Origin of the sequence: Palleronia sp. LCG004 (assembly GCF_032931615.1) — a bacterium.
GTDB lineage: Bacteria > Pseudomonadota > Alphaproteobacteria > Rhodobacterales > Rhodobacteraceae > Palleronia.
This window is the reverse complement of the sequence record NZ_CP136759.1, coordinates 1,643,335-1,658,805: the sequence shown is the minus strand read 5'-3', so window position 1 is coordinate 1,658,805 and position 15,471 is coordinate 1,643,335. Positions and strand designations below refer to the sequence as shown.

Here is a 15,471-nt window from a genome sequence, read left to right as displayed (position 1 = left end):
TCACCGTCCTTCGATGGCGATCTGATAGGTCGTTCGTGCGCCGGTCGGCGGTGGTGGAAAAGGAGCCGCTCGCCTGATGATCTGCAGCGCCGCGTTATCGAGTACTGCAGATCCCGAACTTCTCACGAGGCTGAGGCCAGCCAGGGTGCCGCTGTTCGATATGCTGAACGAGATAAACGCGCTTCCCCGGGCTCCGATCCTTGGGCGTGGAATGCTGGAAATCTGACGGTTCACGAGCCCTTGGTAGTTCGATGCTGCGGCGTTTCCGGCTTCTCGACTGTTTCCGCCACCTTGGCCAGTTTGTGACCGGGGTGCTTCCGCGCGTCCGGTTGATGACCCGGCTTGCGCGTTCACGCGCTCGTTGTTGCCCCGGCTCGGCTGGGCCAGTGGCGATTGCGTTCGCTCGGCACGGCGGGTCGGTTGCTCAGGGTCTTCACGGCGATGGCGGTCCTCGAACTCGGCACTGCGCGCGGATGGGCGAGGGGAGGTAAGGACGCGGCCGGGTTCGAGGTCTTCCGAGGTCGGGTTTCCATGAGTTGAGGCCCTTGTCGCATCGTGTGGTTCGATCATCTCTGCCGGGTTCGGAACGGTAGGTTCCGCTGTACTCGGTCGCTGTGGATCGACGGGTGCGGTGTCTTCGGACGGAAGGGCGGTCGTCGCATCCGGGCGGTCCGGTGCGATCGGGTCCGGGTCGGACGATGCTGCCGAATCGACGACTTCTGACGCAAGAGGCTTTTCTTGGGTCGGGACAGCGCGTTCACTTCGCGAAGCCTCAGGCCTCTCCGCCTGATCTAGCGGTTGTCGGGTCGGCGGAGTTACGGGATCGGCAGCCGTGGTTTCCTGGGGCGCTGCCGGGGTGGCGGACGGAACCATGGTTTCCGTCGTCGCGGTTGCGGTCTCGGCAGTCATCGTGCCCGTGGACATATCGGCGAAGCTCGTCCCGAGGCTGGCCTCGCTTGTACTGCCTCCGCCCTCCATTCTGGCGGGTTGCGCAGCGTCGAGGAACGTCGCGACAAGCGCACCGTGAAGAACGACGGACGTGGCCACTGCCAGTAGCTTGGGGGCGGCGAAGTTCATTCGGTCACCCGCTCGGTAACCATCAGAACGCGTTCGGCTCCGGCGGCGCGCAGGTCGCGTCCCAACGCGACCAGCATCCGCGCATCGAGGGCCCTGTCCGGCAACACGCGAACCTCGGCGAGGTCCGTCTCGTCTCGCGCCTCGATGAAATCGGCAGCGGAGCCGAGCTCTGCCCCGAGATAGGTAAGCCGCCCGTCTTCATGAACGACGAGCGCGTCGGGCGGCGCACGTCCTTCGAGATCGGCCGTGTCGATCAGCGTCAAAGAGGGGTCGAGTGGCCGCGACAGCGTTCCCGCAACCATGAAGAAGATCAGCATCAGAAAGACGATGTTGATAAGCGCGATCGTCGGTTCGCGCTGCTGCGATTGCCGTACCCGTCTCATCGGGCCGAACCGAGGATGGTCGGCGCGACACCATCGACGGCGCTCATGACGACGAGCAGATCGGCAAGGCGCTGGGCCGTCGTGTCGTCGCCGAGCGAAACGAGGACGGGGACAGTTTCGGCGGAGGACGACGTGCGATCGCGCAACGCCGTCGCAAGACCGTCGAGTGGCATGACGGTGCCATTCAGACTGATGCGGTTTGGAGAGAGCTGAAGAAAAAGCGGTCGCGTCGTGGACGAGACGGCCTCTCCCGCGCTGGCCGAAGACAGCTCCACTTCGGCAAAGCGCGAGAAGGTCGAACTGAGCATGAAGAAGAGCAGCAGGAGAAAGATGACGTCGATCAACGACGTCATGGACAGGCGGCGTCTTCTGCGTTCGGCCCTACGCATGGACCGAGGACGCGTCGCCCGCAAAACTGGGGGAATGTCGGCCGAACGGGGCGCGGACGGTCGAGACCGCACGCTCGGCGATGACGCGCTCAGATCCCATCCGGCCTTCGAACCAGGTCAGGATCAGCGCCGTCGGCATGGCCACGGCAAGCCCCGCGGCCGTCGTGAGCAGCGCGACCCAGATGCCGCCCGCAAGAATGGAGGGATCGACTTGCGATCCTGCTTCCTGGAGCGACTGGAATGCCTCGATCATGCCGAGCACGGTTCCGAACAATCCCAGAAGGGGTGCGAGTTGTGCCACCGCGTCGAGAAACCGCAGACCGCGTTCGAGGCGCTCGAACCGCGTTTCCGCTTCCGCTTCGAGGCGCGCATCCACTGCGCGATCGTCGGGCGCGTCGAACGCCATGGCGATCACGGGCGCAAGATAGCTGCGGGATGTTTCAAGCTCGCCGCGCGCGCGGGCGGCATCGCCTTCGTCCCAGGCCGCGACCGCGCGACGCAGTGCTGCATGGCGGCCGACGCCGCTTTGCCAGAATTGCCAGATCTTGTAGAGCACGACGGCGAGCGTCACCACCGATATCACGATGAGCAGCAGCACGACCGGGCCGCCGAGCGCCGCGGCATCCGCAAAGCCCTGAACCATGGCATTCATCCGATCAGCTCCACATCCGACCGGCTTTCCAGATTCAGACCGTCCATGCAGGCTTCTTCGCCAAGCTGGGGTGCTTCGCAGGTGCTCGCGCCGTTGACGAGAATCTGACCGATATTGTCACAGGAAATCTCGGAAAGGGTGAATTGCCGTACGCGGGTCCGCCCGGCCGGAAGGTCGCCGAAATCGAAGAGCGTGAGGCGATCGACCTGGCCCTCGGAATCGAAGATGACCGTTTCGAAGACGGCCTGATCGATCGGGGCGTCGTATCCATTCCGGACGACGAATGACACGGTGCATCCATTCTGTGCGGGCGCGGTGGTATTGAGTTCGACCGAGAGCCCCGCGACGGCTTCGACCTCCTGTGCGGCAATGGCGTGCGGGACGAGAATGACCGCGATCGCGGCGAGGGTGGAAAGGTGGTTCATGGGCGATCCTCCGAACGGCAGATAGCTTGCGCGCCCCTATGCTTGACGCTTTTACTCGGCTTTACGTTCGGTGTAACTGAAATGCAAGGACAGGAAGATGAAGCTGCCACTGCGGGGAGCAGGCCGTCGTCAAGTCTGCTGCCAACAAGCAGCCATGCGGGCTCCGAACCGCCATTCCCATGGATTGGTCTGCCAGCCGACCTTCTAGCCGTTGCCACGCCGGAATATCCCTATACTAACCTCTCAGAATGCATTCGCCTGGCTTCGGCCGCAGGACCTCGACGGGATCGTCGTTGCCAACATGTTGCCGACATGTTACCGATCGGGTGGCCGTGTCACGATCGCAGGATCGGGCGGAAGCTGTAGGAAATCTGGGAGGAGCCTTCATGATGAATACGACCCGCAGAAATGTGCTGAGTGTGACCGGTGCATTGATGATCTCCGCCTCGTTGCCGATGGCCGCTTTGGCGCAGGACAAGGTCACGCTGCGCATGTCGACGCCGGCCACCGAAAGCGATGCGCGTACCGTTGCCCTCGACGAGGTCTTTGCGCCTGCCGTGTCGGAATTCGCGACCTACGAGCCGCATTACAACGCCTCTCTCATGGCCCAGGGCACCGAACTCGAGGCGATCGCGACCGGTGACCTCGAGATGGCGATCACCTCGGCGCAGGAACTGGCGACGTTCTTTCCCGAATTCTCGATTTTCGCGACCGGCTACGTCCATCAGGATGCAGACCATCAGGTCCGGGTCTTCGACGACGAGCTGATGGATCCGTTCAAGCAGAAGGTCGAGGACGAGCTCGGCGTCAAGCTGCTCGCCGTGATGTATCTCGGCAAGCGCCACGTCAATCTTCGGTTCCCACGGTCCGAGCGTGAGATCATGACCCCGGAGGACCTCCAGGGTGTGACGCTCCGGATGCCCGGAAACGACGCATGGCAGTTCCTCGGGCGCGCGCTCGGTGCGAACCCGACGCCAATGGCATTCTCGGAGGTCTATACCGCGCTGCAGACCGGATCGATCGACGGGCAGGACAATCCGATCCCGACGGTGGTCGATTCGAAGTTCTACGAAGTCACGGAACAGATTGCCCTGACGTCGCATCTCGTCGATCTCAACTACATCGCGCTGTCGCAGGCTGTCTGGGAAGACCTTGCGCCCGAGCAGCAGGAAACGCTGCAAATGGCAGCCACCGATGCGGCGACCTCGGCGCGAGAGGCGCAACTCGCGAGGGAGGAAGAGCTCGAGGCGTTCCTGCGCGAGCAGGGGCTCGAACTCTACGAGCCCGACATCGCCGCGTTCCGCGAACATGTCCAATCGGTCTATGCCGATTCCGAGTATTCGCAGGACTGGCCCGAGGGCGTTCTGGACCGGATCAACGCGCTCGGCGAATGATCAAGCGGGTTGCGGGCGAATGATCGTCCGCAACCCGACGATCGGTGCGGCGAAGGACCTGTCATGAGAGATCTTGCGCGAAACGGCATGGCGGCGGCGAACGGGGTCGCGGCCGCCATGATGGGATTGATGTTCGCGACCTTCGTGCTTCAGGTGCTGGTCCGGTACCTGGCGCGGCTCGGATGGGTCGGGGACTACGCCCCCTTCCTCCAAGCGTCGCATTACGGTTGGACGCTCGAATTCTGCCTCGCCCTCTGGGTCTGGCTCGTCTTCTGGGGCAACGCTTTCGTCGTACGCCGCCGCGACCACGTGACCTTCGATATTCTCTACGATGCGGTGCCGTCGCGTGTGCGGCGCGGCTTCGCGATCTTCGCCGGCCTCGTGATCGCGATCGGACTTCTCCTTTCCATTGCACCCACGTGGGACCGGTTCGCTATCCTGCGCCTCAAGCAGACCGCGACGCTCGGGGATCTTTTCGGAAGCTGGATCAGGATGCGCGACATCTATGCGATCTACATCCTCTTCCTCGTCGTGGTCGCGGGCAGATACTTCTGGCAGGTCTGGTCGGCCTTCCGCCACGGGGTGGACGAGCCTCAGGAAGGACGTACCGACATATGAGTTTCGCCTTCCTCCTGTGCCTCGCGACGATCCTCGTCATCGCGGCCATCGGCGCGCCCATCGCCTATGCGATCATCATCGGTGCCTTCGCCTATCTCTGGGCCGCGGGCAGCAGCATCGGCATCGCCGGCAAGGTCCTGATGGACGGCCTCTACCAGAGTTACATCCTGCTCGCGGTTCCGCTCTTCATCGTCGCTGCCAATATCATGAATGCGGGATCGATCTCGGATCGGCTCCTCAATTTCTGCGTGGCGATCGTCGGGCGCTTTCGCGGCGGTCTCGGTCATGTGAACGTCGTCACGTCGCTCGTCTTTTCCGGCATGTCCGGGTCGGCGGTGGCCGATGCCGCGGGGATCGGACGCATCATCATCGAGATGATGACGAAGTCGGGCCACTACACGCGCGGTTACGCCGCCGCGATCACGGCTGCCTCGGCGACGATCGGCCCGATCATTCCGCCTTCCATTCCGATGGTCCTCTACGCGCTCGTCTCGGGCAGTTCGATCGGCTACCTCTTCGTGGCGGGTATCCTGCCGGGGCTCCTGATGGGGGCCGTTCTCATGGCGATCAATGCGTGGATCGCACATCGCCGCGGCTTCGCGTTGGAGGCGGCCGTTCCCATGAGCGATCTGCCACGCATCACCGCGCGCGCCTTTCCGGCACTGATGATGCCGGTCATCCTGCTCTACGGCATCTACGGGGGCGTCACGACGCCGACCGAAGCCGCGGCGGTCGCCGCGTTCTATGCGCTCATCCTCGCGGCGGGTTTCTACAGGGCCATGTCTATTCGGTCGTTCTACGAGATCCTCGTGGAAAGCGCGCGGTCGTCCGCGGCGATCGGCCTCGTGATCGGGGGTGCCCTGATCCTCAACTACATCGTCGCCTCCGAGAACATCCCAAGCCTTGTCGCCGATGCGCTCGTCGGACTCGATATCCCGCCGATCCTCTTCCTGCTCAGCGTGAACCTGCTGATCCTGCTTCTCGGCTGCATTCTCGACGCGTCCACGATCATCCTCGTGATCATCCCGCTCTTCATTCCGACCTGCCGCGAGCTCGGGATCGACCTCGTGCATTTCGGCGTCGTTGCCATCGTCAACTGCATGATCGGCCTCATCACGCCGCCCTACGGCATCCTCCTCTTCGTCATCAACGCCGTGACGCGAATTCCGTTGGGCGAGATCATCCGCGAGATCTGGCTCTTCCTCGCGGTGCTCGTCGCGGCGCTTCTGCTGATGATCTTCTTCCCGTCGATCACGCTCTGGTTGCCCCGGCTTCTCGGGTACGAGGGCTGACCGGAGCGTGCCGTTTGCGCGATGCATGCCGGGCTGATAGCTTGGCGTGCACCAGAGCTTTCGGGACCCGATGACACCTCCGCATTCAGATCCTCGCGCCGCCGCGCGCCTTTCGGTCGCCCCCATGATGGACTGGACGGACCGGCATTGCCGGGCCTTCCATCGTGTCATGTCGCGACGGGCGCTTCTCTATACCGAGATGGTCACGGCTCCGGCGCTCGTCCGGGGCGGGGCTCGGCATCTGCTCGACTTTTCCGAGACTGAGCATCCCGTCGCGTTGCAGCTCGGCGGCTCCGACCCGGCGGAACTCGCCAGCGCTGCCAGGATGGGGGCCGACCACGGCTATGCCGAGATCAATCTCAACGTCGGATGCCCCTCCGATCGCGTGAAATCGGGGTGTTTCGGTGCGGTCCTGATGCAGCAGCCGGACCTCGTCGCCGAATGCTGTGCGGCGATGATCGCGGCGCAGTCGCGCGAAGTGACGGTGAAATGCCGGATCGGAGTCGACGACCAGCTGCCCGAGGAAATCCTGCCGCATTTTCTCTCGACGATCCGTGAGGGGGGCATCAGACGTGTCGCGATCCATGCGCGCAAGGCGTGGCTGAAGGGGCTCAGCCCGAAGGAGAACCGGGATATCCCCCCGCTCGACTACCCGCTCGTCCATGCCATGAAGGCCGCATTCCCCGACATGCATATCTCGATCAACGGCGGCATCGGCAATCTGGACGAGGTTCGGCACCATCTCGATCGCGGTCTCGACGGCGTGATGGTCGGCCGGATGGCATATCACGACCCTGCCGCCATCCTGCTCGACGCCGACCGACTTGTCTTCGGCGAAGCGGATGCCGGCATGACGCGGGAGGATGTCGTCCTGTCGATGCTTCCGCATATCGACGCACATCTCGGCGTTGGCGGAAAGCTCGGTCAGGTCACGCGGCACATGCTCGGTCTGTTCACCGGGCTTCCGGGTGCGCGCCGCTGGCGGCGGATCCTGTCGGAAGGCGCACATCGCGACGGTGCCGACAGCGCGCTCGTTCTCGATGCGCTTGCGGCTGTGGGTGAGGCGGCGGCCTGAATTCCACCGCCCCACCGCTGTTTTCAGCTTTCGAGTGCTGCGACACCGGGCAATGTCTTGCCCTCCATCCATTCCAGAAAAGCCCCGCCTGCCGACGAGATATAGGTGAAATCCTCGGCGACGCCTGCCTTAATGAGCGCCGACACCGTATCGCCGCCCCCTGCGACCGATACCAGTTCCCCCGATCGGGTCCGCTCGGCCGCGATCGCCGCCGCCGCGTTCGTCGCCGCGTCGAAGGGCTGAATCTCGAACGCGCCGAGCGGGCCGTTCCAGATCAGCGTCCTGCATCCGCTCATGGCCTTGCCGATCCGCTCCACGCTTTCGGGTCCGGCATCGAGGATCATCGCGTCGGAGGGGCACTTCTTCGCGTCGACGACCTCGCTCTCGGCATCCGCCTTGAATTCGCGCGCGACGACGACGTCATGGGGCAGGATGATCTCGCATCCAGCCTCGTCCGCCTTGTCGAGGATTTCGCGCGCGGTGTCGGTCATGTCGTGTTCCGCAAGGCTCTTGCCGACATCGATGCCCTGTGCGGCGAGGAACGTATTCGCCATACCCCCGCCGATCACCAGATGGTTCACCTTCCGCACGAGATTCCCGAGCAGATCGAGCTTGGTCGAGACCTTTGCACCGCCCACGATCGCCATGACCGGCCGCTCGGGATTGCCGAGCGCCTTCTCGAGCGCACCGAGCTCTTCGGCCATCAATCGTCCCGCGCAGGCGGGCAGAAGATGGGCAAGCGCTTCGGTGCTCGCATGCGCTCTGTGCGCGGCCGAGAAGGCATCGTTCACATAGACGTCGCCAAGGGACGCAAGACGTTCCGCGAAGCCCTTGTCATTCGACTCTTCGCCGGGATTGAACCGGAGATTCTCGAGAAGGGCGACCTCGCCCTCGCCAAGCGCCGACACGCGGGATCCGTAATCCCCGTCGATGAAGACCACGTCCCGGCCGAGTTCCTGCGACAGGGCTGGCACCACTTGCTCCAGCGACATCCCGGGGACGACCTTGCCCTTCGGACGGTCGAAATGCGCCAGCAATATGGGGGTGCCACCGGCTTTCACGATGTCGTTGACGGTCGGGACGATGCGCCTGATCCGGGTCGGATCGGTCACCCGGCCGCCTTCGACCGGCACGTTGATGTCCACGCGCACCAGGACCCGCTTGCCCTTTAGATCCATGTCGTCGAGTGCCTTCCAGGCCATGCTGCCCTCCGTTTTGTCCTGTCACGCGTTCTTCGCGTGTAGCCGTGCAGCGTGCAACCGCCGCCTTGCGGCTTTCGTCTTTCAAACGCCGCCCGCAGGTCATAGGGTCCGCGGCGACCATCCACGAGGGAGATGCCGAATGGCCGAGATCAAAGACCCGGAAAACACGATCATCATCGAGCTGAAGGACGGTCCCGTGACGATCGAGCTTCTGCCGGATGTGGCACCGCAGCACACGCAGCGCATGAAGGATCTTGCCCGCGCGGGAGCCTACGACAACGTCGTCTTCCACCGCGTGATCGAAGGTTTCATGGCCCAGACCGGTGACGTGTCGAACGGGAATGCCGAGCGTGACTTCAATATCCGGCTCGCCGGCACGGGCGGGTCCGAACATCCCGACCTTCCCGCCGAGTTCAGCAAGCTGCCGCATGATCGCGGCACGATCGGGGCCGCCCGGTCCTCCAGCCCGAATTCCGCGAATTCGCAGTTCTTCATCAATTTCAGCGACAACCATTTCCTGAACGGCCAGTACACCGTCTACGGCCGCGTCATCTCCGGGATGGAGCATGTCGACAAGATCGCACGCGGCGAGCCGCCCGCGAATCCCGATCGCATGAAAAGCGTCAAGGTCGCCGCCGATGCATAAGCTTGCCCTCGCGCTGGCTCTCTTCGCGGCACCGGCTTACGCCACGGGCCTCGAAATCGATCTCGGCGGGGGCGTCGACGGGGTCGTGACGATCGACCTTTTCGAGGATGTGGCCCCGAACCATGTCGGTCGCATCACCGAGCTCGCCCGTCGCGGTGCCTATGACGGCGTCGTGTTCCATCGGGTGATCGACGGCTTCATGGCGCAGACCGGCGATGTTCAGTTCGGCCGCGCGGACGGAGATCTGTCGCGCGCCGGGTATGGCGGGTCGGACCTGCCCGATCTGGAACAGGAATTCTCGGACGTTCCGTTCGAGCGCGGCGTGGTCGGAATGGCGCGTTCGGGCAATTCGGTCGACAGTGCGAACAGCCAGTTCTTCATCATGTTCGATCCCGCGCCGCATCTGAACGGCGACTACACCGTGGTGGGCGAGGTGACTTCCGGCATGGAACTCATCGACCAGATCCCGTCGACCGGGCAGGGCGATGTGGTCGTGATGGAAGACGTGACCGTTACCGACTGATTGTTGAAGGCGGGCCGTCGGGCCCGCCTTTTCAGGTTCCGCAAAAGGTCGCCTCGACGATCTCGCTCGGTTCCGGCGGCAACGCGAAATCCGGGTTGTCCGCGAATGGCGTTCCGAGCGCCGTGTGCATGTCGTGAAACGGTGCGTAATCCCCGCCCACGGCTGCAGCGATCACCGCCTCGATCCGGTGGTTGCGAGGAATGATCGCCGGGTTTGCAGAAGCCATGCGGTCGATCCGGGTCTGCTCGTCCGTCTTCTCCCGCGCCGCACGCGCGGCCCAGACTTCGGCCCATTGGTCGAATGCCTCCGGGGTCGAAAAGCAGGCCCGCGCGCTTCGATCCGCAAGCCCGCGAAACGTCAGCGTGAAATCGGCATTGCCCGACGCCATCCGGTCGAGCAGCGATCCGATCAGGTCCGCATCGCCGGGATCCTCGGTGGCGAGACCCAGCTTGCTGCGAAAGATCGCGAGCCACCTGTCTCCGAACCGGGCGGGAAAGCTGTGGATCATCTCGGTGGCGCGCTCGATCGCGGGCTTCTCCTGGCCCAGGATCGGCAGCAGGGCCGACGCGAATTGCGCGAGGTTCCAGGCGGCGATATCCGGCTGGCGCGCATAGGCATAGCGGCCGAACTGGTCGATCGACGAAAAGACGCGATCGGGGTGATAGGCGTCCATGAAGGCACAGGGGCCGTAATCGATCGTCTCGCCCGCCACGCTCATGTTGTCGGTGTTCATCACCCCGTGAATGAAGCCTACGCCCATCCAGCGGGCGATCAGGTCGGTCTGCGCATCGATCACGGCATCGAGCAGCTCCCAGGGATCGTTCGCTTCGGGGTAATGGCGCGCGATGACGTGCTCGGCGAGCGCTCGGATCGCCTCGACATCGCGCCGCGCGGCGAAATACTGGAACGTGCCCACCCGGATATGCGACTGCGCCACCCGGGTAAGGATCGCGCCCGGCAGGGGGCGTTCACGCAGCACCGTCTCGCCGGTCGAGACCGCGGCGAGCGCACGCGTCGTCGGCACGCCGAGCGCGTGCATCGCCTCGCTGACCAGATATTCACGCAGCACCGGCCCGAGCCAGGACCGTCCGTCGCCCCGCCGGGAATAGGGTGTGGGTCCGGACCCCTTGAGCTGGAGGTCGCGGCGATGCCCGTCCGAGGCGATCTCTCCCAACAGCACTGCCCGGCCGTCGCCGAGCTGGGGCACCCAGCCGCCGAACTGGTGCCCGGCATAGACCTGCGCGAGGGGGAAGCTTCCCTCCGGCACAGCATTGCCCGACAGCACAGAGAGCCCTTCAGGGCCTCCAAGGGCGTCGGCGTCGAGCCCGATCTCCCGTGCGAGATCGACGTTCAGCGCGATCAGCGTCGGGTCCGCCACGGGTGTCGGCGGGTGCGGCGTGAAGAACCGCTCGGGCAGGCGGGAATAGGAATTGTCGAACGGCAAGCTCAGGGTCATCGGAATCTCCTTCCGCCTGTCATCTAGGGGCGGAAGGCACCTGCGAACACCCGGGCGGCCCGATCAGAGGTCGAGCCTGAGAGCCGTCCCTCCATCCTCGCGGAACAGCAGACGCCGGAACAGCTTCTCGGGCACGTCCTCCGGCAGCACGGCTTCGACGGCACGAAGGCCATGTGTGCGAAGCTGTTTCGCGACGGCATGGATCGCCTCGGACGCCATGCCTCGGCCTCGGACGGGGGGGCGGATGTAAAGTTCGTCGATCCGCGCGACGAGACCGCCCGCGCGCAGCGCGTATCCGAACCGCAGGAGGATGTAGCCGACCGGGCTCGAAGGAGGTCCGATCAGGTAGGCAGCCCCCGGGACCTCCCCCGAAAGGAGCGGCGACAGCGCGGCCAGACGATCCTCCTCGGACATCGGAACGCTGAGTTCTTCGTGGCAGGCGGATACCAGACGGTCGAGCCGCATCGCATCGTCGGGCGTCGCCAGACGCAACTTCGCGCTCATCCCTCGTAACGCCCCAGCCGTTCGGTCAGAAGATCGAAGAAGCCGTCCGCATCGAGATCACCGATGAAAAGCGCATTCGCGGGCCTGTCGGTCACGCCCCACCAATCGGCGACGGTCATGCCGCGCGTGAGGTCCGAGCGCGTCTCGATCTCGACATTGATCTCGCGCCCCGAAAAGAGATCCGGGTCGATGCACCATGCGATCACCGTCGGATCGTGGAGCGGTGCGCCGTCGCTGCCGTATTTCTCGAGGTCGAACCGCTCGAAGAAGTCGGTCATCTGCGCCACCGCGACGCCGACCTTCGTGCCCATCGAACGGAATGCGTCGTTGCGCGCTTTCGTGACGAGCGCCTTGTGCGTCGCGTCGAGCGGCAGGACCGTGATCGGCACGCCGGAGCGGAACACGATGTCGGCGGCCTCCGGGTCGACATAGATGTTGAACTCGGCCGTGGGCGTGATGTTGCCGCCCTCGAAGTAGCCACCGCCCATGAGGACGATGCGCGCGATCCGGTCCGCGATGTCGGGGGCCTTCTTCAAGGCCATGGCGATGTTGGTGAGCGGCCCGAGCGGGCAGAGCGTGACCGACCCCGACGGCTCCTTGCGGAGCGTCTCGATGATGAAGTCCACGGCGTGCCCGGGCTGGAGATCCATCGACGGATCGGGCAGGGACGGCCCGTCGAGCCCGGTGCGCCCGTGCACATGCTCGGCGGTGACGAGCGGACGCATCAGCGGCTCGGCACATCCCGCATAGACCTTGATCTCGCTGCGGCCCGCCAGCTCGCAGACGATGCGCGCGTTCTTGGCGGTCAGTTCGAGCGGCACGTTGCCCGCCACCGCGGTGATGCCCAGAACCTCGATCTCGGGGCTCGCGAGCGCGAGCAGGATGGCGACGGCGTCGTCCTGACCCGGATCGGTGTCGATGATGATCTTCATTGTCGTCCTTGAAACTTTGCGCGTGACCGTCGGCGGTGGACGATCTCAGGCGATTGCCGCGAGGATGCGCGCCCAGGACCGCATGCCGCGATGAAAGCTCGTCAGATCGTATTTCTCGTTCGGAGAATGGATCTGATCGTCTGACTTGCCGAAACCGATCAGCATCGAATCGAGGCCGAGGATTTCCTGCAGATGCCCCGCCACGGGGATCGAGCCGCCCGCGCCGACATAGGCGGCTTCCTCTGGCCATTCCTCGCTGAGGGCATGGCGCGCGGCCTCGAATGCCGGATCGGAGATGTCCATCCGGCTCGCGGGTGCCGCCCCGTGATCGTGAAAGCGGACCGTGCAATCGGCGGGCAGGGCCTCTTCGACCATCTTGCGGAACGCCGCGCGAATCTTCTGCGGATCCTGCGCCGCGACGAGGCGGAAGCTGATCTTGGCGCTCGCCTCGGCCGGCAGGACGGTCTTGAAGCCCGCACCCGCATAGCCGCCCTTGATGCCGTTGATCTCGCAGGTGGGGCGCGACCAGATCTGTTCGAGCGCGGTCCGATCGGATTCTCCCGCGGGATGCGACAGGCCGACCGAGCCCAGGAAGGCTTCCGCGTCGAAGCCGAGCGCGTTCCACTGGTCCAGCACCTGGTCCGAGACCTCTTCCACGTCGTCGTAGAAACCCGGAACGGTCACGCGGCCGGTTTCGTCGTGAAGGCTCGACAGGATGCGTGCCAGCACCCGGATCGGATTGATCGCAGGCCCCCCGAAGGAGCCGGAATGCAGGTCCTTCGACGGCCCCTGAATGACGATTTCCTCGCCGAGAAGGCCCCGCAGCATCGTGGTGATCGCGGGCCTCTCGGACCCGTAGAGCGCCGTGTCGCAGATGAGCCCGAGATCGGCTTCCAGCAGATCGCGGTTCTCCTGCAGGAAGGGCACGAGGGACGGTGACCCCGATTCCTCCTCTCCCTCGAAAAGAAAGGTGAGCCGGCCGGGCAGGGTGCCATGGACAGCTTTCCATGCCCGGCATGCCTCGACGAACGTCATGAGCTGACCCTTGTCGTCGGACGCCCCGCGCCCACGGATGACGGTGCCCGACGGCGTCTCTTCGATGCTCGGATCGAACGGGTCGCGCTCCCAGAGCTCCAGCGGATCGACGGGCTGCACGTCGTAGTGGCCGTAGAAGAGGATACGGCGGTCGCCGTCGCCTCCATGCCCGACGACCATCGGATGTCCCGGCGTCGAATGGGCGCGGGCCTCGATGCCGATGCTTTCCAGATCGCGGACGAGCCAGTCGGCCGCCGCGGCGACATCGCCCTTGTAGGCGGGATCGGTCGAGATCGAGGGAATCCTCAGGAAAGTCATGAGGCGTTCCGTCGCGGCGTCGAGATCCTCGTCGATCTTCGCGAGCACGGCGTCGAGGCTCATCTTGGCGCTCCGGCTTTGGGGAATTTCGGCGCGACCCTATCAGGGATCGGGCCGTAGTCCAGCGGGACGCGACGGGGGGTGGGCAAATTGGGCCCTGTGAAAGCCCGATTTTTCGGTCTATCTAGGAAGTCCGACAAAGAGAGAAGCAGGTCCCATTGTCCTACGATAGCTCGATCGACACCGCCCTCGCGAAACTTCACGAAGAGGGGCGCTACCGCACCTTCATCGACATTGCGCGCGATCGGGGAAACTTTCCGCATGCGACCTGGACGCGGTCCGACGGGTCGACGCGCCCCGTGACGGTCTGGTGCGGCAACGATTATCTGGGGATGGGCCAGCATCCGGTCGTGCTCGAAGCCATGCACGACGCGCTCGATGCGGTCGGTGCCGGATCGGGCGGAACACGCAACATCTCCGGCACGACGGTCTATCACAAGCGGCTCGAGGCCGAGCTCGCCGATCTGCACGGCAAGGAGGCGGCGCTTCTCTTCACCTCCGCCTATATCGCCAACGACGCCACGCTGAGCACGCTGCCCAGGATCCTGCCGGGCCTCATCATCTATTCCGACGCGCTGAACCATGCCTCCATGATCGAGGGCGTGCGCCGAAACGGCGGGGCCAAGCGGGTCTTCCGTCACAACGACGTGGCGCATCTGCGCGAACTTCTGGAAGCCGACGATCCCGCCGCGCCGAAGCTCATCGCGTTCGAGTCGATCTATTCGATGGATGGCGATTTTGGCGTCATCTCCGAGATCTGCGATCTCGCGGAGGAATTCGGTGCGCTGACATATATCGACGAGGTCCATGCCGTCGGCATGTACGGCCCTCGCGGCGGGGGCGTGACGGAACGCGATGGCCTCGCGTCGCGGATCGACGTCATCAACGGCACGCTCGCCAAGGCATACGGCGTGATGGGTGGTTACATCGCGGCAAGCGCCAAGCTCTGCGATGCCGTTCGCTCCTATGCGCCGGGCTTCATCTTCACGACGTCGCTTACCCCCTCGACCGCCGCGGGGGCCGCGGCGTCGGTCCGCCACCTAAAGGAAGACCAGTCGCTGAGGGACATTCATCAGTCGCGTGCCCGGACGCTCAAGATGCGGCTCAAGGGTCTCGGAATGCCGCTCATCGACCATGGAAGCCACATCGTGCCTGTGCATATCGGCAACCCGGTCCACTGCAAGATGATGTCGGACATGCTGCTCGAGGATTTCGGAATCTACGTCCAGCCGATCAACTTCCCAACCGTTCCGCGCGGGACCGAACGCCTGCGCTTCACGCCGTCGCCCGTCCACGGCCCGCGCGAGATCGACGCGCTCGTTTCGGCGATGGATGCGCTCTGGTCGCAATGCGCGCTGAATCGGGCGGATCTTAGCGCTTGATTCGGATTTCCAGTGTTGGATGGTCGCGACGCTGTGTTATCGTCGTGACAAAATAGTGGTCAGGTTCCGAATCACGGATTGCACACCCGTGTTTTCGCCGCTTAGTCC

The 15,471-nt window shown here is 64.4% G+C and carries 17 protein-coding genes; 7 read left to right on the top strand and 10 right to left on the bottom strand.

Annotated elements, in window-relative coordinates:
* The 5 genes from RVY76_RS18705 to RVY76_RS07955 form a co-directional block, all read right to left on the bottom strand.
* On the bottom strand, window positions 1-570 hold the full coding sequence (locus RVY76_RS18705; protein WP_410796025.1) for a TonB family protein: 570 nt from the start codon (window positions 568-570) through the stop codon (window positions 1-3).
* Between the two features lie 503 nt (window positions 571-1,073).
* Window positions 1,074-1,460: an ExbD/TolR family protein gene (locus RVY76_RS07970; RefSeq protein WP_317373351.1), complete on the bottom strand. Its 387-nt coding sequence runs from the start codon at window positions 1,458-1,460 to the stop codon at window positions 1,074-1,076.
* Window positions 1,457-1,849 carry a biopolymer transporter ExbD gene (locus tag RVY76_RS07965; protein WP_317373350.1) on the bottom strand — a complete coding sequence of 131 codons (393 nt, stop codon included), beginning with the start codon at window positions 1,847-1,849 and terminating at the stop codon, window positions 1,457-1,459. Before RVY76_RS07965 ends, RVY76_RS07970 begins: the two co-directional genes overlap by 4 nt.
* On the bottom strand, window positions 1,842-2,501 hold the full coding sequence (locus RVY76_RS07960; protein WP_317373349.1) for a MotA/TolQ/ExbB proton channel family protein: 660 nt from the start codon (window positions 2,499-2,501) through the stop codon (window positions 1,842-1,844). Before RVY76_RS07960 ends, RVY76_RS07965 begins: the two co-directional genes overlap by 8 nt.
* Window positions 2,498-2,926 (bottom strand): hypothetical protein, encoded by a 429-nt coding sequence (locus tag RVY76_RS07955; protein ID WP_317373348.1) that lies wholly within the window; start codon window positions 2,924-2,926, stop codon window positions 2,498-2,500. The genes RVY76_RS07960 and RVY76_RS07955 overlap by 4 nt, the downstream gene beginning before the upstream one ends.
* A gap of 386 nt (window positions 2,927-3,312) precedes the next feature.
* On the opposite strand from RVY76_RS07955, the gene dctP reads away from it, so the two are divergent.
* The 4 genes from dctP to dusA all read left to right on the top strand — a co-directional run bounded on the left by dctP (window position 3,313) and on the right by dusA (window position 7,305).
* Complete coding sequence (gene dctP, locus RVY76_RS07950; RefSeq protein ID WP_410795983.1) at window positions 3,313-4,320, top strand: TRAP transporter substrate-binding protein DctP; 1,008 nt, start codon at window positions 3,313-3,315, stop codon at window positions 4,318-4,320.
* 63 nt (window positions 4,321-4,383) lie between these two features.
* Window positions 4,384-4,938, top strand: a complete 555-nt coding sequence (locus RVY76_RS07945; protein ID WP_317373347.1) for a TRAP transporter small permease — start codon at window positions 4,384-4,386, stop codon at window positions 4,936-4,938.
* A complete protein-coding gene (locus tag RVY76_RS07940) occupies window positions 4,935-6,230 on the top strand; it encodes a TRAP transporter large permease (RefSeq protein ID WP_317373346.1) in 1,296 nt (431 codons plus the stop codon). The genes RVY76_RS07945 and RVY76_RS07940 overlap by 4 nt, the downstream gene beginning before the upstream one ends.
* Before the next feature lie 70 nt (window positions 6,231-6,300).
* Window positions 6,301-7,305 (top strand): tRNA dihydrouridine(20/20a) synthase DusA, encoded by a 1,005-nt coding sequence (gene dusA, locus RVY76_RS07935; RefSeq protein WP_317373345.1) that lies wholly within the window; start codon window positions 6,301-6,303, stop codon window positions 7,303-7,305.
* 23 nt (window positions 7,306-7,328) lie between these two features.
* On the opposite strand, the gene RVY76_RS07930 is transcribed toward dusA, so the two are convergent.
* Window positions 7,329-8,507, bottom strand: a complete 1,179-nt coding sequence (locus RVY76_RS07930) for a phosphoglycerate kinase (RefSeq protein ID WP_317373344.1) — start codon at window positions 8,505-8,507, stop codon at window positions 7,329-7,331.
* 139 nt (window positions 8,508-8,646) lie between these two features.
* Here RVY76_RS07930 and RVY76_RS07925 point away from each other — a divergent pair, with 139 nt between their 5' ends.
* Both RVY76_RS07925 and RVY76_RS07920 read left to right on the top strand, forming a co-directional pair.
* Complete coding sequence (locus RVY76_RS07925) at window positions 8,647-9,153, top strand: peptidylprolyl isomerase (protein WP_317373343.1); 507 nt, start codon at window positions 8,647-8,649, stop codon at window positions 9,151-9,153.
* Entirely contained in the window at window positions 9,146-9,676 is a 531-nt protein-coding gene (locus tag RVY76_RS07920; RefSeq protein WP_317373342.1) for a peptidylprolyl isomerase, read from the top strand. Before RVY76_RS07925 ends, RVY76_RS07920 begins: the two co-directional genes overlap by 8 nt.
* A 31-nt stretch (window positions 9,677-9,707) precedes the next feature.
* Here the strand turns inward: RVY76_RS07920 and RVY76_RS07915 are convergent, their stop codons facing one another.
* From RVY76_RS07915 to RVY76_RS07900, 4 genes are all read right to left on the bottom strand, one after another.
* A complete protein-coding gene (locus RVY76_RS07915; protein ID WP_317373341.1) occupies window positions 9,708-11,132 on the bottom strand; it encodes a protein adenylyltransferase SelO in 1,425 nt (474 codons plus the stop codon).
* A 63-nt stretch (window positions 11,133-11,195) separates the two neighbouring features.
* Entirely contained in the window at window positions 11,196-11,636 is a 441-nt protein-coding gene (locus RVY76_RS07910) for a GNAT family N-acetyltransferase (RefSeq protein ID WP_317373340.1), read from the bottom strand.
* On the bottom strand, window positions 11,633-12,568 hold the full coding sequence (locus RVY76_RS07905) for a nucleoside hydrolase (RefSeq protein WP_317373339.1): 936 nt from the start codon (window positions 12,566-12,568) through the stop codon (window positions 11,633-11,635). The genes RVY76_RS07910 and RVY76_RS07905 overlap by 4 nt, the downstream gene beginning before the upstream one ends.
* A 45-nt stretch (window positions 12,569-12,613) precedes the next feature.
* Window positions 12,614-13,984 carry a M20/M25/M40 family metallo-hydrolase gene (locus tag RVY76_RS07900; protein WP_317373338.1) on the bottom strand — a complete coding sequence of 457 codons (1,371 nt, stop codon included), beginning with the start codon at window positions 13,982-13,984 and terminating at the stop codon, window positions 12,614-12,616.
* 155 nt (window positions 13,985-14,139) lie between these two features.
* Here RVY76_RS07900 and hemA point away from each other — a divergent pair, with 155 nt between their 5' ends.
* The gene (gene hemA, locus RVY76_RS07895) at window positions 14,140-15,363 is read left to right on the top strand and encodes a 5-aminolevulinate synthase (protein WP_317373337.1); all 1,224 of its coding nucleotides are present in this window, start codon (window positions 14,140-14,142) and stop codon (window positions 15,361-15,363) included.
* Window positions 15,364-15,471 lie beyond the last annotated feature (108 nt).

What these genes read in the sequence shown, in the direction of transcription:
- RVY76_RS07900 (WP_317373338.1), bottom strand. Translation starts at nt 13,984, where the DNA reads ATGAGCCTCGACGCCGTGCTCGCGAAGATCGACGAGGATCTCGACGCC.
- RVY76_RS07945 (WP_317373347.1), top strand. Translation starts at nt 4,384, where the DNA reads ATGAGAGATCTTGCGCGAAACGGCATGGCGGCGGCGAACGGGGTCGCG.
- RVY76_RS07915 (WP_317373341.1), bottom strand. Translation starts at nt 11,132, where the DNA reads ATGACCCTGAGCTTGCCGTTCGACAATTCCTATTCCCGCCTGCCCGAG.
- dctP (WP_410795983.1), top strand. Translation starts at nt 3,313, where the DNA reads ATGATGAATACGACCCGCAGAAATGTGCTGAGTGTGACCGGTGCATTG.
- RVY76_RS07940 (WP_317373346.1), top strand. Translation starts at nt 4,935, where the DNA reads ATGAGTTTCGCCTTCCTCCTGTGCCTCGCGACGATCCTCGTCATCGCG.
- RVY76_RS07925 (WP_317373343.1), top strand. Translation starts at nt 8,647, where the DNA reads ATGGCCGAGATCAAAGACCCGGAAAACACGATCATCATCGAGCTGAAG.
- RVY76_RS07910 (WP_317373340.1), bottom strand. Translation starts at nt 11,636, where the DNA reads ATGAGCGCGAAGTTGCGTCTGGCGACGCCCGACGATGCGATGCGGCTC.
- RVY76_RS07905 (WP_317373339.1), bottom strand. Translation starts at nt 12,568, where the DNA reads ATGAAGATCATCATCGACACCGATCCGGGTCAGGACGACGCCGTCGCC.
- RVY76_RS07920 (WP_317373342.1), top strand. Translation starts at nt 9,146, where the DNA reads ATGCATAAGCTTGCCCTCGCGCTGGCTCTCTTCGCGGCACCGGCTTAC.
- RVY76_RS07970 (WP_317373351.1), bottom strand. Translation starts at nt 1,460, where the DNA reads ATGAGACGGGTACGGCAATCGCAGCAGCGCGAACCGACGATCGCGCTT.
- RVY76_RS18705 (WP_410796025.1), bottom strand. Translation starts at nt 570, where the DNA reads ATGATCGAACCACACGATGCGACAAGGGCCTCAACTCATGGAAACCCG.
- RVY76_RS07955 (WP_317373348.1), bottom strand. Translation starts at nt 2,926, where the DNA reads ATGAACCACCTTTCCACCCTCGCCGCGATCGCGGTCATTCTCGTCCCG.
- RVY76_RS07960 (WP_317373349.1), bottom strand. Translation starts at nt 2,501, where the DNA reads ATGAATGCCATGGTTCAGGGCTTTGCGGATGCCGCGGCGCTCGGCGGC.
- RVY76_RS07930 (WP_317373344.1), bottom strand. Translation starts at nt 8,507, where the DNA reads ATGGCCTGGAAGGCACTCGACGACATGGATCTAAAGGGCAAGCGGGTC.
- RVY76_RS07965 (WP_317373350.1), bottom strand. Translation starts at nt 1,849, where the DNA reads ATGCGTAGGGCCGAACGCAGAAGACGCCGCCTGTCCATGACGTCGTTG.
- dusA (WP_317373345.1), top strand. Translation starts at nt 6,301, where the DNA reads ATGACACCTCCGCATTCAGATCCTCGCGCCGCCGCGCGCCTTTCGGTC.